The 21,762-nt window shown below is 42.0% G+C and carries 26 protein-coding genes; 21 read left to right on the top strand and 5 right to left on the bottom strand.

Annotated elements, in window-relative coordinates:
* Positions 1 to 31: 31 nt before the first annotated feature.
* The 19 genes from cobI (at position 32) to JQM81_RS01655 (ending at position 17,227) form a co-directional block, all read left to right on the top strand.
* A complete protein-coding gene (gene cobI, locus JQM81_RS01745; RefSeq protein WP_235231795.1) occupies positions 32 to 724 on the top strand; it encodes a precorrin-2 C(20)-methyltransferase in 693 nt (230 codons plus the stop codon).
* A complete protein-coding gene (gene cobM, locus JQM81_RS01740; protein WP_235231794.1) occupies positions 721 to 1,479 on the top strand; it encodes a precorrin-4 C(11)-methyltransferase in 759 nt (252 codons plus the stop codon). The genes cobI and cobM overlap by 4 nt, the downstream gene beginning before the upstream one ends.
* Entirely contained in the window at positions 1,480 to 2,532 is a 1,053-nt protein-coding gene (locus JQM81_RS01735; protein WP_235231793.1) for a cobalt-precorrin 5A hydrolase, read from the top strand.
* Positions 2,525 to 3,262 (top strand): precorrin-3B C(17)-methyltransferase, encoded by a 738-nt coding sequence (cobJ, locus tag JQM81_RS01730; RefSeq protein ID WP_235231792.1) that lies wholly within the window; start codon positions 2,525 to 2,527, stop codon positions 3,260 to 3,262. The genes JQM81_RS01735 and cobJ overlap by 8 nt, the downstream gene beginning before the upstream one ends.
* Positions 3,249 to 5,240: a precorrin-6A reductase gene (cobK, locus tag JQM81_RS01725; RefSeq protein ID WP_235231791.1), complete on the top strand. Its 1,992-nt coding sequence runs from the start codon at positions 3,249 to 3,251 to the stop codon at positions 5,238 to 5,240. Before cobJ ends, cobK begins: the two co-directional genes overlap by 14 nt.
* Positions 5,237 to 6,601 (top strand): cobyrinate a,c-diamide synthase, encoded by a 1,365-nt coding sequence (locus tag JQM81_RS01720; RefSeq protein ID WP_235231790.1) that lies wholly within the window; start codon positions 5,237 to 5,239, stop codon positions 6,599 to 6,601. Before cobK ends, JQM81_RS01720 begins: the two co-directional genes overlap by 4 nt.
* Positions 6,598 to 7,653 (top strand): nicotinate-nucleotide--dimethylbenzimidazole phosphoribosyltransferase, encoded by a 1,056-nt coding sequence (gene cobT, locus JQM81_RS01715; protein ID WP_235231789.1) that lies wholly within the window; start codon positions 6,598 to 6,600, stop codon positions 7,651 to 7,653. The genes JQM81_RS01720 and cobT overlap by 4 nt, the downstream gene beginning before the upstream one ends.
* Positions 7,653 to 8,207, top strand: coding sequence for a bifunctional adenosylcobinamide kinase/adenosylcobinamide-phosphate guanylyltransferase (locus JQM81_RS01710; protein ID WP_235231788.1), 555 nt, complete (start codon positions 7,653 to 7,655; stop codon positions 8,205 to 8,207). The genes cobT and JQM81_RS01710 overlap by 1 nt, the downstream gene beginning before the upstream one ends.
* Positions 8,188 to 8,982: an adenosylcobinamide-GDP ribazoletransferase gene (locus tag JQM81_RS01705; RefSeq protein WP_268826415.1), complete on the top strand. Its 795-nt coding sequence runs from the start codon at positions 8,188 to 8,190 to the stop codon at positions 8,980 to 8,982. The genes JQM81_RS01710 and JQM81_RS01705 overlap by 20 nt, the downstream gene beginning before the upstream one ends.
* Complete coding sequence (locus JQM81_RS01700; protein ID WP_235231786.1) at positions 8,979 to 9,356, top strand: bifunctional adenosylcobinamide kinase/adenosylcobinamide-phosphate guanylyltransferase; 378 nt, start codon at positions 8,979 to 8,981, stop codon at positions 9,354 to 9,356. Before JQM81_RS01705 ends, JQM81_RS01700 begins: the two co-directional genes overlap by 4 nt.
* Positions 9,353 to 10,027: a histidine phosphatase family protein gene (locus JQM81_RS01695; protein WP_235231784.1), complete on the top strand. Its 675-nt coding sequence runs from the start codon at positions 9,353 to 9,355 to the stop codon at positions 10,025 to 10,027. Before JQM81_RS01700 ends, JQM81_RS01695 begins: the two co-directional genes overlap by 4 nt.
* Positions 9,915 to 10,847 carry an adenosylcobinamide-phosphate synthase CbiB gene (gene cbiB / locus JQM81_RS01690; protein ID WP_235231812.1) on the top strand — a complete coding sequence of 311 codons (933 nt, stop codon included), beginning with the start codon at positions 9,915 to 9,917 and terminating at the stop codon, positions 10,845 to 10,847. Before JQM81_RS01695 ends, cbiB begins: the two co-directional genes overlap by 113 nt.
* Before the next feature lie 24 nt (positions 10,848 to 10,871).
* The gene (locus JQM81_RS01685; RefSeq protein ID WP_235231783.1) at positions 10,872 to 11,909 is read left to right on the top strand and encodes a pyridoxal phosphate-dependent aminotransferase; all 1,038 of its coding nucleotides are present in this window, start codon (positions 10,872 to 10,874) and stop codon (positions 11,907 to 11,909) included.
* Entirely contained in the window at positions 11,891 to 13,399 is a 1,509-nt protein-coding gene (locus JQM81_RS01680) for a cobyric acid synthase (RefSeq protein WP_235231782.1), read from the top strand. The genes JQM81_RS01685 and JQM81_RS01680 overlap by 19 nt, the downstream gene beginning before the upstream one ends.
* The gene (locus tag JQM81_RS01675; protein ID WP_235231781.1) at positions 13,399 to 14,034 is read left to right on the top strand and encodes a precorrin-8X methylmutase; all 636 of its coding nucleotides are present in this window, start codon (positions 13,399 to 13,401) and stop codon (positions 14,032 to 14,034) included. The genes JQM81_RS01680 and JQM81_RS01675 overlap by 1 nt, the downstream gene beginning before the upstream one ends.
* Positions 14,035 to 14,183: 149 nt before the next feature.
* The gene (locus tag JQM81_RS01670; RefSeq protein ID WP_235231780.1) at positions 14,184 to 14,714 is read left to right on the top strand and encodes a DUF6323 family protein; all 531 of its coding nucleotides are present in this window, start codon (positions 14,184 to 14,186) and stop codon (positions 14,712 to 14,714) included.
* A gap of 33 nt (positions 14,715 to 14,747) precedes the next feature.
* Positions 14,748 to 15,641, top strand: a complete 894-nt coding sequence (locus tag JQM81_RS01665) for a DUF6179 domain-containing protein (protein ID WP_235231778.1) — start codon at positions 14,748 to 14,750, stop codon at positions 15,639 to 15,641.
* Positions 15,642 to 15,709: 68 nt separating this feature from the next.
* Positions 15,710 to 16,447, top strand: a complete 738-nt coding sequence (gene yaaA, locus JQM81_RS01660) for a peroxide stress protein YaaA (RefSeq protein ID WP_235231777.1) — start codon at positions 15,710 to 15,712, stop codon at positions 16,445 to 16,447.
* Between the two features lie 18 nt (positions 16,448 to 16,465).
* On the top strand, positions 16,466 to 17,227 hold the full coding sequence (locus JQM81_RS01655) for a Type 1 glutamine amidotransferase-like domain-containing protein (protein ID WP_235231776.1): 762 nt from the start codon (positions 16,466 to 16,468) through the stop codon (positions 17,225 to 17,227).
* On the opposite strand, the gene JQM81_RS01650 is transcribed toward JQM81_RS01655, so the two are convergent.
* Genes JQM81_RS01650 through JQM81_RS01630 form a run of 5 tightly spaced genes read right to left on the bottom strand, consistent with a single transcriptional unit; the run spans position 17,208 to position 20,426 of the window.
* Positions 17,208 to 17,930: a PHP domain-containing protein gene (locus JQM81_RS01650; protein ID WP_235231775.1), complete on the bottom strand. Its 723-nt coding sequence runs from the start codon at positions 17,928 to 17,930 to the stop codon at positions 17,208 to 17,210. The genes JQM81_RS01655 and JQM81_RS01650 overlap by 20 nt on opposite strands.
* Positions 17,927 to 18,259, bottom strand: a complete 333-nt coding sequence (locus JQM81_RS01645) for a DRTGG domain-containing protein (protein WP_235231774.1) — start codon at positions 18,257 to 18,259, stop codon at positions 17,927 to 17,929. Before JQM81_RS01645 ends, JQM81_RS01650 begins: the two co-directional genes overlap by 4 nt.
* 2 nt (positions 18,260 to 18,261) lie before the next feature.
* A complete protein-coding gene (locus tag JQM81_RS01640; protein WP_235231773.1) occupies positions 18,262 to 19,635 on the bottom strand; it encodes a [Fe-Fe] hydrogenase large subunit C-terminal domain-containing protein in 1,374 nt (457 codons plus the stop codon).
* A gap of 19 nt (positions 19,636 to 19,654) precedes the next feature.
* A complete protein-coding gene (locus JQM81_RS01635; RefSeq protein WP_235231772.1) occupies positions 19,655 to 20,077 on the bottom strand; it encodes an ATP-binding protein in 423 nt (140 codons plus the stop codon).
* Positions 20,078 to 20,081: 4 nt separating this feature from the next.
* Positions 20,082 to 20,426 (bottom strand): DRTGG domain-containing protein, encoded by a 345-nt coding sequence (locus JQM81_RS01630; protein ID WP_235231771.1) that lies wholly within the window; start codon positions 20,424 to 20,426, stop codon positions 20,082 to 20,084.
* A 278-nt stretch (positions 20,427 to 20,704) separates the two neighbouring features.
* On the opposite strand from JQM81_RS01630, the gene JQM81_RS01625 reads away from it, so the two are divergent.
* Both JQM81_RS01625 and JQM81_RS01620 read left to right on the top strand, forming a co-directional pair.
* Complete coding sequence (locus JQM81_RS01625) at positions 20,705 to 21,199, top strand: complex I 24 kDa subunit family protein (RefSeq protein WP_235231769.1); 495 nt, start codon at positions 20,705 to 20,707, stop codon at positions 21,197 to 21,199.
* A gap of 2 nt (positions 21,200 to 21,201) precedes the next feature.
* Positions 21,202 to 21,759, top strand: a complete 558-nt coding sequence (locus JQM81_RS01620) for an ATP-binding protein (protein ID WP_235231768.1) — start codon at positions 21,202 to 21,204, stop codon at positions 21,757 to 21,759.
* Positions 21,760 to 21,762: the final 3 nt, after the last annotated feature.

The following is a 21,762-nucleotide window of genomic DNA, read 5'->3' as shown; positions in this document are numbered from 1 at the left end:
ATATAGTAATAAAGACACAAGGAGAATGAAGATGGCAGGAATCTTATATGGAGTTGGCGTAGGCCCCGGAGATCCGGAGCTTTTAACAGTAAAAGCATTGCGAGTTATTCGAGAATGTGATGTGATTGCGGTTCCGGGCAGGAATCCGATGGAAACGGTTGCTTATCAGATTGTCAGGGAAGCGTATCCAGAGATTGAACAAAAAGAGCTGTTGGGGATTTATATGCCTATGACAAAAGATGAGCAGACTTTACAAAAGAATCATGAGGAAGGTGCGAAAGTTTTGAGTCGTTGCCTGGATAAAGGAAAGAAAGTGGCATTTTTAACATTAGGAGATCCTGCAGTGTATTCTACTTATATTTATCTGCATAAAGAGATTCAAAAAAAGGGATATGAGGTAGAGATGGTCAGCGGAGTTCCATCATTCTGTGCAGCAGCGGCGAGACTGAATATAGGAATTGCTGAGAAAGCGGAACAGATTCACATTATTCCGGCTTCATATCAGATTGAAGAGGCTCTGCAGTTAGAAGGAACAAAGATTCTTATGAAGGCAGGAAAGAAACTTCCGCATGTAAAAGAACAGCTAAAAGATATGGATGCATCTGTTGTCATGGTAGAAAACTGTGGAATGAAGACGGAGCATATCTATTATGGAACAGAACAGATTCCTGAAGATGCAGGGTATTATACATTGTTATTTGTGAAAGAAGGAGAGGCGTTATGATACATTTTGTTGGAGCTGGACCTGGGGCAGAAGATCTGATTACAGTCAGGGGGCAGAAGATGATTGAAGATGCTGACGTAATTATCTATGCAGGGTCCTTAGTGAATCCGGGACTTTTAAAATATGCGAAAGAAGGATGTAAGATCTACAATAGCGCATTCATGACGCTGGAGGAAGTGATAGAGGTAATGATACAGGCAGAAAAAAAGAGTCAGATGACTGTCCGGCTGCATACGGGAGATCCATGTCTCTATGGTGCGATTCGAGAGCAGATGGATATTCTGGATGAGAAGAACATTCTATATGATTCTTGCCCGGGGGTAAGCTCTTTTTGTGGTGCTGCGGCAGCATTGAATCTGGAATATACTTTGCCGGATGTATCGCAGAGTGTGGTCATTACAAGAACAGAAGGAAGGACACCTGTGCCGGAGAGAGAGAGTATTGCTTCATTTGCAAAGCACAGGGCGACCATGGTACTGTTCTTAAGTACAGGACTACTGGCGAAACTGACAGAACAACTGATCTGTGGAGGTTATGAACCGGATACACCGGCTGCAATTGTATATAAGGCGACCTGGCCTGAGGAAGAGACACATATCTGTACGATAGAGACATTGGAAGAGACGGCAAAGTCTCATGGAATTAGAAAGACAGCATTGATTATTGTTGGAGATGTTGTCAGCCATAATCATTATCAGCGATCAAAGTTATATGATCCTACATTTACTACGGAATATCGGGAAGGAACAGAGTAAATGAATGTAGCACTCATATGTTTTACACAAAAAGGCAAAATCCTGGCAGACAAAGTGGCGGCCGGACTGAGAGCGGAAGAGTATCGGGTAACCGTAGATGTCAAATGTATGGGCATACCAGAAGCGACAGATCTTACTCTGTCAGACTGGACCAGACAACAGTTTGAAAGTCAGGATGCGCTGATCTTCATTGGAGCTACAGGCATTGCAGTACGTGCTATAGCGCCATATGTAAGATCAAAGCAGAAGGATCCGGCTGTTTTGGTCATTGATGAAATGGGAATCCATTGTATTCCTCTATTATCTGGGCATATAGGTGGGGCTAATGAGCTGGCTCTGTTAGTCTGTGAAAAGGTACAGGCACTGCCGGTGATCACGACAGCGACTGATATTAACCAAAAATGGGCAGTGGATGTTTTTGCAGTAAAAAACGGACTTCAGATACAGGATATGAAAAGAGCAAAAAGAATCTCAGCAGATATATTGAAGGAGACGCCGGTTTTGATTGATTTTCAGGGTAATGAGAAGAATGTGGAAGGAAAGCTTCCACGGGGACTTGTCCTCTGGAATCTGATAGAAGACCAGGGAAAAAATGAACCGGATATATCGGTAGGAATTTATCGAAATCCTGCATGGAGCCAGACATTGTATCTGATTCCAAAAGTTGTTGTCGCAGGAATCGGATGTAGGAAGCATACAGAAGCAGAACAGATTGAACTGGCCGTCACCAATGTTCTGCGGCAGAATCATATCTGGCCGGAAAGTATCTGGCAGGTTGCGAGTATTGATATAAAGGCAAATGAACCAGGAATTCTTGAATACTGTTTGGCACACCGATTACAATTTCAGGTATATAGTTCGAAAGAATTACAAGAGGTAAAAGGCGATTTCACGTCGTCTGGATTCGTAGAACGGGTGACTGGTGTTGATAATGTGTGTGAACGCAGTGCTTTGTGTGCCAGTGAATCTGGACAGCTTATTGTAAAAAAACAAGCGGGTAATGGGGTCACCGTTGCACTTGCCGTAAAAGAATGGAGGATAAGTTTTGAATAAGATATATGTGATAGGAATCGGACCGGGATCATATGAACAGATGACGATCAAAGCAGCGGAAGCGTTAAAGAAATGCGATGTAATCGTAGGGTATACGGTGTATGTTGATCTTCTTCGAGAATATTTCGGTGAAAAAGAGTTTTTGACTACCCCAATGAGACAGGAGGTTCGTCGCTGTGAGATGGCTTTTGAAGAAGCTGCAAAAGGGCGGACGACAGCAATGGTATGCAGTGGGGATGCCGGAATCTATGGCATGGCCGGGTTGATGTATGAGATTGGAGAAAAATATCCGGATATTGAATTAGAGATTATTCCGGGAGTGACAGCGGCTATAGGCGGTGCGGCAGTCTTAGGAGCGCCTATGAGCCATGATTGTTGTCTGATCAGTCTCAGTGATCTTCTGACTCCATGGGAGAAGATCGAAAAGAGACTTCTTGCGGCAGCGCAAGCAGATTTTGTGATCTGCCTGTATAACCCATCCAGTAAGAAGCGGGCAGATTATCTGGATAAGGCATGTGATCTGATGCTCCGATATAAATCGGAAGATACCGTATGTGGTGTTGTAAAAAATATCGCAAGAGAAGGTGAAGCGATGCAGATACTATCCTTGAAGGAATTACAGAAAACAGCAGTAGATATGTTCTCTACAGTATTTATCGGAAATTGTGATACAAAAGTAATAGACGGAAAAATGGTTACGCCAAGGGGATATCGTTATGAAAGAGATTAAGATATTAATCTTCGGAGGAACTACAGAAGGCAGGAAACTGGCGGAATATTTGGTGAAAAGGCAGGTACAGGTACATGTCTGTGTTGCAACTTCATATGGAGAGAGCCTTCTTCCAGAAGATACGAATATTACCGTATCTCACAATCGGATGGATTGTGAAGAAATGCAACAATTTATTCGAAAATATCGGCCACGCTATGTGGTTGATGCGACACATCCCTATGCCAAAGAAGTGACGGAGAATCTGAGAACTGCCTGCGAACAGTGCAATGCAGATTATCTGCGCCTGGTCAGAGAATCCAGTCAGATGCAGGATTGTGTCTGTGTAGAGAATATGGAGGAAGCCATTCGATTTCTGGAACAGACGGAAGGAAATATTCTCGTAACAACTGGAAGTAAAGAGTTGGAGGAGTATACCAGACTAACAGATTATCAGGAGCGAGTCTATGCGCGAGTGCTCTCTCTGCAGAATGTAGCTGCCAAGTGCGAAGATCTTGGGTTTACTGGAAGACATCTGATCTGCATGCAAGGGCCGTTTTCGGTTGAGATGAATCTGGCAATGCTGCGGGAATTTGAGATTGCGTATCTGGTGACGAAGGAATCTGGCAATGTGGGAGGATACAGAGAAAAATGCCAGGCTGCCAGACTTGCGGGCGTTGGACTGGTTGTAATCGGACGGCCTTTTCAGGAGACGGGACTTGCATATAGAGAAATGTGTGGGTTTTTAAAGAAAGAATTAAATTTACAAGATAAGTGGAAAGTTTCTATCGTAGGAATCGGAATGGGGCCGGAAGATACCTTTACGGTGCAAGGAAAAAAACTCTGTCAGAAAGCGCAGTTACTGATTGGAGCAAAGCGTATGCTGGAGTCTTCTGCAAAAGCAGAGCAGCCATCCTATGCGGCTTACAAGCCGGAAGAGATACTTGCTTATATTAAAGAACATCCAGAGTATGAGAATGTTGTAGTCGCATTATCCGGTGATGTAGGGTTCTATAGTGGTGCCAAGAAGCTGCTTCAGTTATTACAACAGGAGCCGGATATTGAAGCGGAAGTGGTTCCTGGAATTTCTTCGGTAGCCTATTTCTGTGCCAGGTTGGGCATTTCCTGGGATGATGCAGCACTGACCAGCGTTCATGGAAGGAAAACTAATTTAATCTCTGTTATCCGTAATCATAAGAAGACGATTGCTCTTTCGGGAAATGCAGATGGAGTCCGAAGCATATGTCGAGAAATGATGGAATATGGGTATGGCAATCTGAATGTTTGCATTGGGAGCGATCTGGCGTATGAAGCTGAGAAGATTGAGTCGGGAACGGCAGAATCTCTGGTAGATTATAACGGCGGAGATCTTGCAATAGTGTATATTGAAAATCCAAAGGGAGGAACGCAGGTGACGACTCATGGATTGCCGGATCGAGAATTTGTGCGTGGAGATGTACCTATGACAAAAGAGGAAGTTCGTAGTGTCAGCCTCTCAAAACTGCATCTAAAGAGAGATTCTATTGTGTATGATGTTGGAGCAGGTACCGGTTCTGTTTCTGTGGAAGCAGCAATTCGGGCAGATCAGGGACATGTCTATGCGATAGAGAGAAATGAAGAAGCAGTTGCCTTGATACTTCAGAATCAGAGAAAGATGAAAGTCGACAATCTTACAGTAATTGCAGGAGAAGCACCAGATGTATTAGAAGAACTTCCGGCACCGGATTGTGTGTTTATTGGCGGAAGTAAGGGACATATGAAAGAAATTATACAGACTGTGGCGCAGAAGAATCCAAAAGTTCGAGTAGTGATTAACGCTATTGCATTGGAAACTTTGGCAGAAGCTGTTAAGTGTTGTGATGAGGTGAAGGTTACAGAGGAAGAGATTGTCCAGATATCAGTGGCAAAGTCAAAAAGTGTGGGAAGCTATCATATGATGATGGGACAGAATCCAGTCTCTGTGATTAGCTTTACGTGTAATGAGGATGGAAGAGAATGAGTCGGATACCGAGAATACTGTTAACTGCACCAAGAAGTGGGACCGGAAAGACCATGATTACCTGCGGAATATTACAGGCGTTAAAGAACCGAGAATTTCGGGTCGCTGCATTTAAATGTGGACCGGATTATATTGATCCGATGTTTCATCGGGAAGTTATTGGACTTGATAGTTATAATCTGGATACATTTTTATGTGGAAGAGAGGGAGTCAGGCATCTTCTATATAAGAATGGCTCAAAATGCGATATAGCCGTAATAGAAGGTGTTATGGGGTATTATGATGGCCTTGCGGGTACATCTGTGGAATCAAGTGCTTATGATGTGGCAGATACGACAGAGACACCGGCAGTATTGATTCTGGATTGTAAAGGTATCAGTGTTTCTATTGTTCCGCTGATTCAGGGGTTTCTTCAATATCGGACGGACAGCCGGATTGCGGGTGTGATCTTGAATCGTCTGTCACCAATGATGTATGGGCGAATGAAAGAAACGATTGAACGTGAGACGAGTGTAAAAGTATATGGTTACGTTCCTGTTATTGAAGACTGCGTGTTGGAAAGTAGATATCTTGGGCTTAAGATGCCGCAGGAAATAGAATCCCTTCAGTTGAAACTTAAGAATCTGGGAGAGACATTGGAGCAGACGTTGGATCTGGATGGATTGGTGAAATTGGCACGGACAGCGCCAGACTTGCCGGACACATCGACTTCATATTTAAAAAAACGTTATGATGGATTGCGCATCGGTCTGGCGAAAGATGAGGCATTCTGCTTTATGTATCAGGATAATCTGGATATTCTGGAAGACCGGGGAGTAAAATTGATGCCCTTTTCACCGGTAAGGGACAGGCATCTTCCTGACAGACTGGATGGACTTCTCTTCTATGGAGGGTATCCGGAATTATGTGCAAAGGACTTGTGCCAGAATCAAAGTATTCGCCTTGAAATTCGTCAGGCTCTTGAAGAGGGATTGCCATGCATGGCGGAATGTGGAGGTTTTATGTATCTGCAGGAAAGTATTACCGCTGAAGATGGAAAGAGTTATGAAATGGTAGGGGCGTTAAAAGGTAAAAGCTTCTATACATCATCATTAAAACGCTTTGGATATGTAACATTGTCTCAGGGAACTGCCTTCGGAAAAAAAATAGATGCATTACCGGCACATGAATTTCATTACTATGATTCCACACAGTGTGGGCAGGAATTTGTGGCGAAAAAGCCGTTGTCGGAACGCTCCTGGAAGTGTATGGTAAGTACAGAGACCATATTGGCGGGATATCCGCACATACATTATTGCGGCAACTTAAAGGTTGTAGAAGCATTTTTGGATCAATGCAGCAGAAAAGAGGAAAGAAAATGACATTAGAGCAGATCATCAAAGCAATCGAACCTATTGACAGAAGGGCAATGGAACGATCATCAAAACAGTGGAATTCTATTGCGAAACCACTGCACAGTCTTGGGAAACTGGAAGAAAATATCATTCGAATTGCCGGAATTACCAGAACTGCGGATGTAAAAATTGATAAGAAAGCATTGATTGCCATGTGTGCAGATAATGGAGTTGTAGCAGAAGGTGTGACACAGAGCGGTCAGGAAGTAACAGCGATTGTTGCAGAAAATTTTCTGGATTGCAACACTAGTGCAGCGATTATGTGCAAAAAAGCCGGAGTAGACTTGTTTCCTATTGATATTGGGATGGCGGTAGACACCAGAGTACCCGATTATAAGGTGGCGTATGGAACGAAAAATATGGCGCGGGAACCGGCTATGACCAGAGAAGAAGCTATTCAGTCTGTTATGACTGGAATACAGATTGCTATAGAGAAAAAAGAAGAAGGTTATCAGATTCTGGCTACTGGTGAGATGGGAATTGGAAATACGACAACCAGCAGTGCTGTAGCATCGGTCCTTTTGAATCGTCCGGTAGAATTTATGACTGGAAGAGGTGCTGGACTTACCAGTGAGGGTCTGAATCGGAAGATTCAGACAATTGAAAAGGCTATATCGCTCCATCAGCCGGATCCCCAAGATGCTCTGGATGTATTAAGTAAAGTGGGAGGTTTTGATCTGGCAGGTCTTGCCGGCATATATCTGGGAGGAGCTTATTGCCATCTTCCGGTGGTGATGGATGGATTCATATCTGCTGTGGCAGCCTTAATTGCAGCGAGAATATGTCCTGATGCCAGGGAATATATGATTGCCTCTCATGTATCAAAAGAACCTGGAATGCATGTGATCCTGGAAGAGTTGAATTTAAGTGCATCGCTGGATTGTCATATGTGTCTTGGAGAAGGGACGGGGGCGGTTGCTTTTTTGCCGGTTCTCGAGATGGCTTTAGAAGTTTATCACAAAATGAGTACATTTTCAGAAAATAATATAGAAGATTATGAAGAACTTGGTGATCGATAATGATACATATGATTACAGGCGGAAGTGGAAGTGGTAAGTCTGCTTATGCAGAGGATTGGTTGATCGGGCATAGACAGCAGACAGGAAAGGACCAGTCCCTTCTTTATATTGCAACAATGAAGCCTTATGGAGAAGAGACGGTGAAAAAGATAGAACGCCACCACAGGCTTCGCGCCGGAAAGGGATTTACCACACTGGAACGGTACACGGATCTAAAGAATATGCCAATTCCTGATAATGAAGGAATATTATTGGAATGTGTATCGAATCTTGTGGCAAATGAATTCTACCGTGAGGATGGAACGATAAAGGGAAGGAAGGAGACACTGGAAGAGATTCTGGACGGATTGATTCACTTATCAGAGCATACGTTGTGTCTTACGATTGTGACCAATGAAGTGAATTCGGATATCAATGGTTACAGTCCTGAGACAGAACAGTATCGGCAGATGATGGGAATGGTGAATCAGAGAATTGCCAGTCTGGCAGATCGAGTGACGGAAGTGGTGTATGGTATCCCAGTGTTAATTAAGGATGAGCAGAATATGGAATAGTTTTAAAATTGCATTTTCGATGTATAGCAGAATCCCTATGCCAAAGAGTGAATGGACAGAAGAAAATATATCGTATGCTATGTGCTTTTTTCCGTTGGTTGGAGGCGTGATAGGAGCTATAACATATGGGCTATTTGTCTTGAAAGGAGTGGCTGCTTCACAAGGTGTCCTATTCTCGGATCTTTTTTGGACCATTCTATTATTGTTGGTGCCGATTGCGATTACTGGAGGAATTCATATGGACGGATTTCTGGATACGCAGGATGCTGTCAGTTCCTATCAGCCAAGGGAGAAGAGACTTGAGATTCTGAAGGATTCTCATGCAGGAGCGTTTGCCATCATCTCTTGTGCGGTTTATCTGTTAGCTTATCTGGGAATTTATTCCTCCCTTACGATTAGAAGTGTCACCGTAATTGCATGGAGTTTTCTGCTATCCAGATCATTAAGCGGATTGTCAGTGATTACATTTCCGCAGGCAAGAAAGGAAGGAATGGCGGCAACATTCTCTCAGAATGCTGTAAAAAAAGCATCTAAGAGAGTATTACTTATCTATGTGGCAATTATCTGCAGCAGTATGGTATTGACCGGGAAGATCTTAGGAATTGTGGCAATTGTGACTGCCGGGCTGGTGTTTTGGTATTATTATCGGATGTCTATGTCAAAATTTGGTGGAATTACGGGAGATCTGGCGGGATATTTTCTGCAGATGTGTGAACTTCTGATGGCAGTGTCGGTTGTCATTGTGGACGTGATTGTGAAAGGATTGGCTGTATGATCTTAATTATCGGAGGGGCTTATCAGGGTAAGCTCGATTATGCAAAGGAGATATATCCGAGGATATCATGGATAGATGGACGAAGCTGTGGAGAAGAAGATGTGTATGAATGTCAGGGAATCCATCATTTTCATGTTTATATCGAGAGGATGATGCGTAACGATATATTGCCGGAGGATTTTGCAGAGCAGATTTTAAAGCGAAATCCAGAAATGATTGTGATCAGTGATGAGATTGGTTACGGAATTGTTCCGGCAGATCCATTTGAGAGGGTATATCGTGAGCAGACGGGCAGGATCTGTACCAGACTTGCTAAAGAGGCAGAAATTGTACACCGTGTGTCTTGCGGGATTGGGAAGGTGATTAAAGGATGAGAATCTTTTTATTGCGTCATTCGATGACAGAGGGCAATCGAATGAAGCGATATATCGGTAAAACGGATGAACCTTTATGTACGGAAGGAATCGAGCTTCTGAGACAGAGATCTTATCCGGATGTCCAGAGAATATATACCAGTCCGCTGAAGCGATGCAGGCAGACGGCGGACATTGTCTATCCAGGGCGAAAAGTTACGGTAATTCATGAACTTGCAGAGTGCGATTTTGGACTTTTTGAAAATAAGAATTATCGGGAGTTGGCAGAATGCGAGGATTATCAGAAGTGGATTGACAGTAACGGAACCTTGCCATTCCCCGGCGGAGAGAGTCGGCAAGAATTTTCAAGGAGAAGTATTTTGGGATTTGAGGCAGCATTAGAGGAATGTCGCAGAGATAGGATTGAAAGGGCAGCATTTGTAGTACATGGCGGGACGATTATGAGTATTATGGAAAAATATGCATATCCTGCCGGAAGTTATTATGATTATCAGGTAGGAAATGGAGAAGGTTATGAGCTTTTTATTACAGATGACAATATCAGTATGGATCGGTTTTTTGCTGGATCTGATCTTAGGAGATCCCAGGTGGCTGTATCATCCGGTCCGGCTGATCGGGCATCTGATTACGACAGCGGAACGAATTATCAGAAATTGTTTCCCAGAGTCTAAACGAGGAGAGCGTATTGGTGGGGGTGTTCTGGTGCTAATAGTAGTCGGTATCAGTGCGGCGGTTCCTGCACTGATCTTGTGGGCTGCTTATGGATATGCATGGCAGTTTGGAATGGCAGTGGAAAGTTTCATGTGCTATCAGATACTTGCTACAAAGTCCTTGAAAACTGAAAGCGATAAGGTCTATCAGGCATTGGAACGGGAAGGGATTGAAGAGGCAAGAAAGGCAGTATCCATGATCGTTGGAAGAGATACAGAGAATCTTACACAAGAAGGCGTGACAAAAGCGGCAGTGGAAACCGTTGCAGAAAACACATCTGACGGAGTCATCGCACCGCTTTTCTATCTGATGATTGGTGGCGCAGTGCTGGGATTTGCTTATAAGGCAGTGAATACCATGGATTCCATGGTGGGATATAAGAATGAAAAATATCTTTATTTTGGAACGGCAGCAGCAAAATTGGATGATATAGTGAATTATATTCCGGCCCGACTATCAGCATGGTGTATGATATTATCATCTGTGTTGACACGGATGGATTGGAAAAATGCAGTCCATATTTATCGAAGAGACAGATATAACCATAAAAGTCCGAATGCTGCGCAGACAGAGTCTGTCATGGCGGGAGCTTTGGATATACAGCTGGCAGGAAATGCATGGTATTTTGGGAAATTATATGAGAAACCAACGATTGGAGATCCAATTCGCGCAATTTTGATTCAGGATATCAGAAAGGCACATACGCTGCTGTATGCAACAGCGATATCTGCACTGGTGATTTTCAGTGTTATTAAAATTGGCATTCTATGGATGATATAGAAAATAATTAGACAGGAGAAATAAATGAGAGAACAGATTCATGGAGGCGATATCTATCGTAATCAAAATGTCCTGGATTTTTCAGTGAACAGTAATCCGTTAGGTCCTCCGATACAAGTATTGAAAACGATTCGTGAGCAGGCAGATCAGATTGTGCATTATCCAGACATTCAATGCAGTGCATTGAGTAAAGCGATCGCAAAGTTCGAGCATGTACAGGAAGAAGAAATTGTCTGTGGAAATGGAGCGGCAGAATTATTCTATGCAGCGGTACTTGCAGTGATGCCAAGGAAGGCTCTTTTGTTGGCGCCAACTTTTGCGGAATATGAAAAGGCATTGAAGGCAGTCGGAACCGAGATTCAATATTATGAGCTTCAAAAGTCTCAGGAATTCCAGGTTACAGAAGAGATTCTTGATCAGATAACTTCACAGATGGATATGTTTTTTGTCTGCAATCCCAATAATCCGACCGGACAGCCAATTCAGCAGGAATTATTGGAAAAGATTCTGAACAGATGTCAGGAATGTGATGTCTGGGTGGTTTTGGATGAATGTTTTATCGACTTTCTGGATCATCCTGAATTCTATGAGATGTGTCCAAAGAGGCAGAATTATTCTAAGCTTCTGATTGTCAAAGCATTTACGAAGCTTTTTTGTATGCCTGGGCTCAGGCTTGGCTATGGAATCAGCTGCAATCAGGAATTGCTTGGAAGGATGACAGATGTGCTTCAGCCTTGGAATGTCTCAATTCTGGCACAGATGGGAGGCGTAGCTGCGCTTGATGATTGTGCACAGTATATACAGGAAACAAGAGAATATATTTCTGTGGAAAGAGATGCAATGATTCAAGAAATGAAGATGTTGGGGTATTCCATATATGGTTCCAAAGCAAACTATATATTTTTCTCGGGAAAACCGGGGCTTTACGCTCAAGCGTTGAACGCAGGATTCCTGATTCGTGACTGTAAGAATTACCGGGGATTATCGGAAGGTTACTATCGTATTGCCGTCCGTACGAAAGATGAGAATGAGAGGATGATTGCATGGCTAAGACAATTATGATACAGGGAACAATGTCAAATGCAGGAAAAAGTCTGATCTGCGCGGGACTATGTCGGATCTTCCGGCAGGATGGATATAAAGTGGCACCTTTTAAATCCCAGAATATGGCATTGAATTCTTTTATTACGGAAAATGGCCTGGAGATGGGACGTGCTCAGGTGGTTCAGGCGGAAGCAGCAGGCATTGCTCCTCAGGTAGAGATGAATCCAATTCTGTTAAAACCGACCAATGATACGGGATCGCAGGTAATCGTTAACGGAGAAGTCTTACAGAATATGAGCGCCCGAGAGTACTTTGCCTATAAAAAGAAATTAGTTCCTGAGATTATGAGAGCCTTCCATAAGTTGGAAGAGACTTACGATATTATTGTGATCGAAGGGGCGGGAAGCCCCGCAGAGATTAATCTAAAGCAGGATGATATTGTTAATATGGGGATGGCGAAGATGGCGAAGTCCCCGGTGCTCCTGGTTGGAGATATTGACAGAGGAGGAGTATTCGCTCAGCTTTTGGGAACATTAATGCTCCTGGAGGAAGAAGAAAAGAATATGGTCAAAGGTTTGATCATTAATAAATTTCGTGGAGATAAGACAATATTGGATCCTGGAATTCAGATGTTGGAAGAGCGTGGCGGCATTCCAGTGGTAGGAGTTACTCCTTATCTTTCTGTTGAGATTGAAGATGAAGACAGCCTGACAGAGCGTTTTCATGGGCGAAAAGAAGCGGGACTCATTGATATTGCAGTAATTCGGACGCCAAGAATCTCTAATTTTACGGATTTTATTGTGTTGGAGAACATCAAAGGTGTATCTTTGAGATATGTAAGAGATTGCAGAGAGTTAAAACATCCCGATATGATCATTTTGCCTGGAACGAAGAATACGATGGAAGATCTGCTTTGGATGCGGCAGAATGGGCTGGAGACGGAAGTGAAAAAAGCGGCAGCTAAGGGAACGATCGTATGGGGAATCTGTGGCGGTTATCAGATGCTTGGTGAAAGTCTAAGTGATCCAGAAAGTGTGGAAGCCGGTGGAAGAATCGATGGAATGGGATTACTACCAATGGAGACAACATTTGTTCGTCAGAAGACCAGAACGAGAGTAAATGGTACATTTCAACATATCGGTGGAATCCTTAAGGAACTGTCTGGCATTGCATTTGAAGGGTATGAGATTCATATGGGAGAGACCAGAGGCAAGGATATGCCGATGAGCAGAATAAAAGACTATGTTCAGGAAAAAAGTAGTGAGGATGGATTATCTAAGGGAAATGTCTACGGAACTTATGTCCATGGCATTTTTGATAAGGAAGAAGTAACTACGACAATGATACGTGCAATCGCAAAACACAAGGGCATAGATCCAGATGAAATGGAAGGTGTAGATCTGAAAGCATTTAAGGAAACTCAGTATGATCTGCTGGCAGATAGCCTTCGAAAGCATCTGGATATGAAGAAAATCTATGAAATTATGGACAGAGGGATAACGGATTGATGAAGATGGAGATTGAAAATGTGCTTCCTACTGAGATAGAGAAGCGAAGTTTTGAGATTATAACAGAAGAATTACAAAAGGAAGGAATCGTTTTGCCGGAAAAAGAGGCTCCGATTATCAAGCGATGTATTCATACCAGTGCAGATTTTGATTATGCAAGGAATCTTATCTTTTCAGAAGACGTAACAGAACAGGCTTTGGAGGCAATTCGAAATGGCGCATCTATTGTGACAGATACACAGATGGGGCGTTCAGGTATCAATAAAAAGGAACTGGGAAGGTATGGTGGTCAGGTCTATTGCTTTATGTCCGACGATGATGTGGCAGAAAGAGCGAAACAAAATGGAACGACCCGCGCAGTCGCCAGTATGGAAAAAGCCTGCGAATTAAATGAAAAGCTGATCTTTGCAATTGGAAATGCACCGACTGCTCTGATTCGGTTGTATGAACTGATCCGGGAAGGAAAGATCCGACCGGAACTTGTGATTGGTGTTCCGGTAGGTTTTGTCAATGTGGTGCAGTCTAAGGAGATGATATTAACACTGGAACATACACCATACATCGTAGCAAAAGGAAGAAAAGGCGGAAGCAATATCGCGGCATGTATCTGTAATGCATTGTTGTATATGCTGTAAAATGAAAAAGGATGAAGATTTTTGAAACTTCATCCTTTTTTTATTTTGTGCTTTTATATTACCACAAAATCGCCAAAATTTCAGGTCTGGTAAGTATCCAACCGTGGGTGTATAATCATGGAACTTACCATGAAAGGGGCGTTTGTCAGGTGGAAAAAAATAATCTGTTAGAGATGTTGTCAGATCAAAACCAATTAACAGCTATCGTTCATACAAATGAGTATGCGCAGAAGTTTGGACTGGTTCTTTCGAAGGAAGAAGCAAAACTTCTGGTTCGGGAACGGACTGATAATTTAAGGCGGCAGAGAAGAATTGAGTTTGGCGAGGGAATTCTTCCGAAGATTATCTATGAATTCTGCGATTCACAGTATATTTCTCAGGAAAATTATGTGGATACAATTGCAAGGCTACACGACATCTTTATGCTGTATAAGAATGAGATGCAAGATGAGATTTCGGATGATGAATTGTTGCATTTTATGAAAGAACAGTATGAGACAGTCTGTTACGGTGACCTGGAATATCTGGAAAGCACCTGCCTGGAAGTTTTTGCGCGGGCGATACGGTCGGGGTACCGGGAACATCACAGGACGGATGGAAGAGGAGAATATGCAAGGTTTGATGTTGTGCCCAGATGGGATCGAGAGTTGTATCTTCAGGCTCTTCAGGATCTTTATTAAGCGACAGAAGAACAAGAAGGGAGATGATATGAGATGCAAAAAGAATATGAGGAAGAAGGGTATGGACTGGAAGAACTTCTTTCTATTGTAACAAAGCTTGCAGGACGATATACATCTTATGAAAGTACTTCTGTCACCTATGAAACGGCAGGAAAATTAATGGAAGCAGTTCAATTCTGCATTCGGATGGCACAGGAGCAGGAAGCAGGTGCTGAGCCGAATCCTTCAAAGATGTATCCAAGCACGGATTCAAAGCGAAAAAAGATGTTGGCCAGTGATGCGTATGAAACGGGTGTTCAGAAAATCCTTCAAAAGGTAAAAGATGCCAAGGAACAATATAATCTGATGATTGTTCGATTTTGTGATTATGGGAACAAGAATTATGGCGAGACGGTAAAGAAGGCAATTCCAGGCTTCTTCCGCCATTATGATGTGAGATTTGCACCGCAGGAAACGTTGATTACTATGGATTATCCGACACTTAGCCAATTCCATGCCAATCAAGGAATAGAAGCGATAGAACGCTATATAGAATGCATCTGCCTGGAGCAGGAATTTTTGGAAAAACTTCCGATGGAATATATTGTTCAGATTCTGAATGATTACGATGGAGAATATCAGAATCAGTTTTATAATATTTGCAGAATAGTGCTTCGCCATGTACTTGGATGCATGATGATACAGAAACCAATGGGATTACCGGCAACAGAAGAGGATTATTATAAACTTCAGGAAAAAGTTGATAAGATGGGAAAGGAAGCAACAAAAAAATTGCTTAAAAAACTATTAAAACAACTGATGTGCGAAAAATACGAAGATAATAAAGAAATGTATGATTATCTTAAGAAAGATCTGGCAGATTTCGTGACGGAACTTTTTCTTGCGAAGGAGTATGAATGTATGCACGAAGCTGTGACATTGGGATAATGGATGAAATAAAATGACTTTTGAGAGAAAAATATGTATAATAATCATGGAAAGCAGAGGAGGATACTATGAAGATTATAATATCACCGGCAAAAAAAATGGTAATAGACAATGATTCTATAGCAGTAAGCCGAATACCGTGCTTCATGGAAGAGACAGAGTATCTGCGAAATGTGATACAGAGTTTATCTTATCAGGAAGCGAAAGAACTTTGGAATTGCAATGATAAGATTGCTTCTTTGAATTATGAACGTTTTCAGAATATGAAACTGGATACATACCTGACTCCGGCAATTCTTGCATACGAGGGAATTCAATATCAATATATGGCACCTGCCGTACTGGATCAGACTTCATGGGATTATCTGGAAGAACATTTGAGAATTTTGTCGGGATTTTATGGTGTCTTAAATCCATTAGATGGAGTGGTTCCATATCGCCTGGAGATGCAGGCAAGATTTCAGAAAGAACCGTACAATCTATATGAATTCTGGGGAGATAAGATTGCCAGAAAAGTCTGTGAAGGAACGGATGTGGTTATAAATCTGGCTTCCAAAGAATACAGCAAATGCATAAGTCGTTATTTGCCGGAAAATGTTTCTATGATTGAAATTGTGTTTGGGGAACTGATTGGCGGCAAGGTGAAGGAAAAAGGAACGTATGCCAAGATGGCAAGAGGTGAGATGGTGCGTTTTATGGCGGAACATCAGATAGAATGTGTAGAAGATATGAGTACTTTTGACAGGCTTGATTATCATTTTACAGAAGAATATTCTGATGAACATAAGATGGTATTTATTAGATAATAAGCGGAGAAGATTATTATGAGAGTATTTTTGACAAGCAGTCCCTGTTGTCCGTGTGAACAGGAAGGGATAGATATTCCGTGTCAATGGAATGAGGAAAATGAATTTGTAAAGAATCTGTCTGATGGATGGAACGAGAATTCGCAGTGTCTGATTATCAGTGCAGACCCTGAAAATTATGAGATGAATGATGAGATGTGCGATACTTTTGGAATGGCATTTGAATATGCAGGGCTGTCCCTTGCAGATATTGCGGTGTGTGACAGCAGGAATGCACAGGATATCCAGTGGCTGATCCAGGAGAGTGATATATTGATCTTAGGAGGCGGTCATGTTCCAACACAAAATGCATTCTTTAGAGAATTGGGGTTAAAAGAATTACTCTGTGGATTTTCGGGAATTGTTATGGGAATCAGTGCCGGAAGTATGAATTGTGCCAGAATCGTATATGCACAGCCGGAGTTGGAAGGAGAATCAGAAGATCCAGAGTATCAGAGATATATGGAAGGACTGGGGTTAACAGAACTGATGATTTTGCCTCATTATCAGGAAGTTAGAGAACATATGCTGGATGGAAAGCGGATAATAGAAGATATTACCTGTCCTGACAGTATGGGAAATAGATTTTATGCACTGGTAGATGGAAGTTATGTGTTGTGTGAGGACGACAATACGACAATATACGGGGAAGCTTACCTGATACAAGATGGGGAGATTACGCAGATCTGTGAACAAGGTCAAAGGATAAGATTCACCGGAATTAATTATTCCGGTGAATAAGACTATTCAATATATGAGGAATCTTGCGGGATTCTGAATGAATCTGATAATAAGGTTCATTGATATCTATAAGATAATGAGCATCGGAACTACTGATCATGTTACAATTTAAAAAGTAGGGATGCTCTTTTTGTATGCGATGGAGATGGTCAAAATTGTTAATTTCTGCACAGGAAAATGTGCTGTCTGGAGGAACAAAGCCGAGATTTGACAGCAAGCTCGTTGTAGATTTATCAATGTGAGCGGGATATGCAATTCCATGATAGGATTCTACCAATGAGAATACATGATCAAAAGATATGTCAGTAGCGCTGATCAGAAGCCGGTCAACTTGTCCGATGACTTGATCGAATTCATTCATGATCTGTTGTTTCCCGAATATATTTTCTCGGTTTTTAATTGGAAGAATATGTTCGTAGATATATGCGTCAAAGGACATTGCACTTTCCAGATCCGGAAACAGGCAGACAACATGAACCTCTTCGGCAGTAGTAAGTTCCATTCCGGGGATCACGATTACGCCATATTCTTCCCCATGTTTCATTGCAGCAGGACAATTTTTGCATGAATTATGATCTGTCAATGCGATTACGTCGAGTCCCTTGACAGAAGCCATGCCTACAAGATTGGCGGGTGTCATGTCATCATCACCACAGGGAGACAGACAAGAATGCAAGTGCAGATCGTAGTACAGGGACATCATAGTAATAACTCCTGCAATTTTAGTGCGGCATCAAAGATGGGAAGATCAGTTGAAAAGACGGTAATTCCCTCTTTTTCAGCACAGGAAAGGTCTTCTTCGGAAAAAGTAATTCCTTCTGCCAGTATAATACAGGAAACGTCGGTCAGAGAAGCAACAGCAATTGTATTTTTATTTCCCATGACAGTGACCCATGCACTTTCAGCAGGTGCCTTACTCATGGCAATGCTCAGAAGATCACAGCAAAATATTTTGGATATTGTTCTGGAAGAATCTCCAACTGTACTAAGTGTGAAGATTCCTGAGTCGATCAGTGACTGAATAGTTTTCATAATCATTGCTCCTTTTTCTCGATTTCGGATGTCAGTTTTAGTATATAATCCTTTAGCATACGCATGGTATCTTCATCTTTATCAGCGCTTTTCTCCAGAGAAGACATCATAGAAGAGATGTCTTTTGATAAAGTGCCGATATATTCGTGGAAAGAATAGATACAGTCATTTTTCGTTGCATTTCCCCGTACGATATCTTCTGCCAGTGCGCGGCATGTCGGTGCACCGCAGGAGCCACAGTCAAGACCGGGGAGCTGCTCTGTCAATTCTTCGATTAATCCCATCATTTCAAAACTTTCGCGGAAAGACTTGCCCAAGCGGAATACAGGTTCATATTCAACGTAGGTAGACCAGTGGTAATCAAGTTCATCAAAATCCTTGATATGGGATCTTGAAACTGGGAGATTCCTATGTAACTTCTTGGATTTTGCAGTAGCGATGTAGGGATTTTCAACGGTCAGAGAACCGCCCACGCATCCACCGTTACATGCATTTAATTCTACAAATTTAAGATCGTGGAATTTTTCGTCTTCCAGATCACTTAATACTCTTAAAGCACTCATGATACCATCGCAGGCCAGATAATTGTCGGTAAGCAATCCACTGGATTCGCCACCTGCGTTGCTCCAGCCGATTCCGATCCGCCCAGACTCAGACAGGGGCTTTAACCTAGATTCATCGTGTGTCATGTGCTCCAGTAAAATAGGATATACTTCTTTTATTGCAAGGACTTTATCGATTTCGCTTTTCTCAATACCCAAAGGCGATTTTACATAAGTTACTTTTGATGGGCATGGAGAGATAAAGAAAATGCCAATATCTTCCGAGTTCAGACCTGTATTTTCTATAGCTCTTTTTCGTGCAATTTCTGCAGCGACCTCTACGGGTGGCTTTAATGGGAGAAGTCTTGGAATCAGCGTTGGGAATTTCACACGAATGATTCTTACAATGGTAGGGCATGCGGTGCTGATGAAAGGTGCTTCATCAATATGTTCCTGAATATATGCGTGAGAAGCTTCAGAGACAAGTTCGGCGGCAGCGCTGACCTCAAAAACATCATCAAAGCCCATGGAAAGCAAGGCATTTAGCACGATATCAATGTTCTTAAGATTATTAAATTGTGAGTAGAGTGAAGGTGCTGGTAGAGCAACCGTATATTTGTATTTTTTGATTTCGTCAACGGAATCATAGATTGCCACTTTTGCGTGATGTGGACAATACCTGAGGCAACGGCCGCAATCTACGCAAAATTTCGGGTTGATCTTTGCCTTCCCATTCTGTACGCGTATGGCTTGGGTAGGACAGTATTTAATGCAGTTGATACACCCTGTGCAGGCTTTTTTATCCAGTTGTACAGAATTAATGAATTTGTTCAAAAGTTTCCCTCCCTACAGTTTAAAAATGCACATCCATGGTGACTGTAGTGCCTACTCCTATCGTTGAGTCAATGTTCATGTAATCTGAGTATTTCTTCATGTTGGGGAGCCCCATTCCAGCACCGAAGCCAAGAGCGCGAACCTCTTCCGGTGCAGTGGAATATCCCTGTTCCATTGCTTTATCAATATCCGCAATCCCTGGGCCAACATCTGCAAGGATCATGCGAATATTATCTGGTGCGATCTCGACCTTGATCGTGCCGCCATTGGCATGAATGACCATGTTGATCTCACCTTCATACATAGCAATTGCGACCTTGCGTATCACATTATTGTCGATTCCCATCACTTTTAGTTTGTTTTTTACATCACTGCTGGCTTCCCCGGCGCGTGTGAAGTCATCTCCAGAGATAACGTAATTAAATACAAGTTTTTCACACATGAAGTTATACACCTCCAAGTAATCCATTGCTGTATAGTATGCCACATGATGTGAACATATCGTGGCGTGTACAGAGTATGACAATCCCTTTTTCTTCTGCCAGAGTCAGAATGTTGGAGTCTGGGATTTTATTTCTTACAAATATAATACAGACAATGTCAAGCATCTCGGCGGTCCGTACGACCTGTGGATTACACAGACCAGTAATTAAGGCGGAGTGTTCATCGGCGTAGGCAAGGACATCACTCATCATATCGGATGAGAAAGCATAATGTACTTCACTGTCCAGACAATTATTGCCATAAAGAACATCCGCATCTAACAAAGTTTTTATTCTTTCGATTGTCATAAATACCTCCCGAATGGATAGATTTATTTTAGTATAGCATTGCAAAAAGATGAATTCAACCATGAAATTGTACAAAATACACAAAAAATGGTTTTTAAAATTGAAAATATTTTAACAATATGATAGTGAAATAACAAACGAAGCTGTCGGAAAATTAACTAAATTACATGAGAAAAAGCTATAGATTTTTGAAAATTTGTATGCTAGAATGAAAAAATGAAATGAGTTTTCTGGTGAAAACGACAAAATTTGACAATAACTAAGGGAGGTAAAAGAGAATGCTTTCTAAAAAATCTACAGTTCAGTTCAATGGAACGGAAGAACAAAAAAAAGAACTGTTAGAGATGATTCATGAACTGAAAGACGAAAAAGGTTCCTTGATGCCGATTATGCAAAGGGCTCAGGATATTTATGGATATCTGCCTATTGAGGTTCAGACAATCATTTCTGATGAAACGGGTATTCCATTAGAGAAGATCTATGGGGTTGCCACATTCTATTCTCAGTTTAACTTGAACCCAAAAGGACGTTATCGTATTTCTGTCTGTCTTGGTACAGCTTGTTATGTAAAAGGTTCTGGTGATATTTACAATAAACTGATGGAAAAACTGGGAATCGTAGGAGGAGAATGTACTCCAGATGGCAAATTTTCCCTGGATGCCTGTCGTTGTGTAGGAGCCTGCGGACTGGCACCAGTCATGATGGTTAATGATGAAGTATACGGCCGGCTTACAGTGGATGATATTGATGATATTCTGGCCAAATATGAATAGATATGATGACAGAAATTGCATTGAATATTCTGGATGTTACAGAAAACTCTGTGCGTGCTGGAGCCAGCTACATAGAGATTAGTGTCATAGCAAATACAGAAAAGGACATTCTTGAAGTATCGGTAACTGATAATGGATGTGGAATGAATGAGGAGCAAGTGAAAAAGGTGACGGACCCTTTCTACACGACAAGAACGACCCGTAGAGTTGGCCTTGGTATTCCATTTTTTAAGCAGGCAGCTGAGAGTACCGGGGGAAGCTTTTCGATTTGCTCGAAGGAACAGGAAGGCACCTGTGTAAAGGCAGTATTTGGATTGTCTCATATTGATAGGATGCCGTTGGGTGACATTAATTCGACTATTTATACATTGATAGTATTCAATGAATCAATTGATTTTCATTATAAATATGAATATGACGGTAAAGGATTTGTGCTTGATACAAAGGAAATGAAGAATATATTAGGCGGCTTGTCGTTCAAAGATGCTGAAGTGTCTCAGTTTATTCGGGAATATCTGGATACGAATAAGGCAGAAGTGGATGACGGAGAAACATTATGACGT

Source organism: Faecalicatena contorta (assembly GCF_021531895.1).
GTDB lineage: Bacteria > Bacillota > Clostridia > Lachnospirales > Lachnospiraceae > JAFBIX01.
The sequence above is the reverse complement of the archived record's forward strand: the minus strand, read 5'-3'. Positions and strand labels throughout refer to the sequence as shown.

Coding starts and splice junctions, on each gene's coding strand:
- cobI (WP_235231795.1), top strand. CDS start 32: ATGGCAGGAATCTTATATGGAGTTGGCGTAGGCCCCGGAGATCCGGAG.
- cobM (WP_235231794.1), top strand. CDS start 721: ATGATACATTTTGTTGGAGCTGGACCTGGGGCAGAAGATCTGATTACA.
- JQM81_RS01735 (WP_235231793.1), top strand. CDS start 1,480: ATGAATGTAGCACTCATATGTTTTACACAAAAAGGCAAAATCCTGGCA.
- cobK (WP_235231791.1), top strand. CDS start 3,249: ATGAAAGAGATTAAGATATTAATCTTCGGAGGAACTACAGAAGGCAGG.
- JQM81_RS01720 (WP_235231790.1), top strand. CDS start 5,237: ATGAGTCGGATACCGAGAATACTGTTAACTGCACCAAGAAGTGGGACC.
- cobT (WP_235231789.1), top strand. CDS start 6,598: ATGACATTAGAGCAGATCATCAAAGCAATCGAACCTATTGACAGAAGG.
- JQM81_RS01710 (WP_235231788.1), top strand. CDS start 7,653: ATGATACATATGATTACAGGCGGAAGTGGAAGTGGTAAGTCTGCTTAT.
- JQM81_RS01705 (WP_268826415.1), top strand. CDS start 8,188: ATGAGCAGAATATGGAATAGTTTTAAAATTGCATTTTCGATGTATAGC.
- JQM81_RS01700 (WP_235231786.1), top strand. CDS start 8,979: ATGATCTTAATTATCGGAGGGGCTTATCAGGGTAAGCTCGATTATGCA.
- JQM81_RS01695 (WP_235231784.1), top strand. CDS start 9,353: ATGAGAATCTTTTTATTGCGTCATTCGATGACAGAGGGCAATCGAATG.
- JQM81_RS01685 (WP_235231783.1), top strand. CDS start 10,872: ATGAGAGAACAGATTCATGGAGGCGATATCTATCGTAATCAAAATGTC.
- JQM81_RS01680 (WP_235231782.1), top strand. CDS start 11,891: ATGGCTAAGACAATTATGATACAGGGAACAATGTCAAATGCAGGAAAA.
- JQM81_RS01675 (WP_235231781.1), top strand. CDS start 13,399: ATGAAGATGGAGATTGAAAATGTGCTTCCTACTGAGATAGAGAAGCGA.
- JQM81_RS01665 (WP_235231778.1), top strand. CDS start 14,748: ATGCAAAAAGAATATGAGGAAGAAGGGTATGGACTGGAAGAACTTCTT.
- yaaA (WP_235231777.1), top strand. CDS start 15,710: ATGAAGATTATAATATCACCGGCAAAAAAAATGGTAATAGACAATGAT.
- JQM81_RS01655 (WP_235231776.1), top strand. CDS start 16,466: ATGAGAGTATTTTTGACAAGCAGTCCCTGTTGTCCGTGTGAACAGGAA.
- JQM81_RS01650 (WP_235231775.1), bottom strand. CDS start 17,930: ATGATGTCCCTGTACTACGATCTGCACTTGCATTCTTGTCTGTCTCCC.
- JQM81_RS01645 (WP_235231774.1), bottom strand. CDS start 18,259: ATGAAAACTATTCAGTCACTGATCGACTCAGGAATCTTCACACTTAGT.
- JQM81_RS01635 (WP_235231772.1), bottom strand. CDS start 20,077: ATGTGTGAAAAACTTGTATTTAATTACGTTATCTCTGGAGATGACTTC.
- JQM81_RS01630 (WP_235231771.1), bottom strand. CDS start 20,426: ATGACAATCGAAAGAATAAAAACTTTGTTAGATGCGGATGTTCTTTAT.
- JQM81_RS01625 (WP_235231769.1), top strand. CDS start 20,705: ATGCTTTCTAAAAAATCTACAGTTCAGTTCAATGGAACGGAAGAACAA.
- JQM81_RS01620 (WP_235231768.1), top strand. CDS start 21,202: ATGATGACAGAAATTGCATTGAATATTCTGGATGTTACAGAAAACTCT.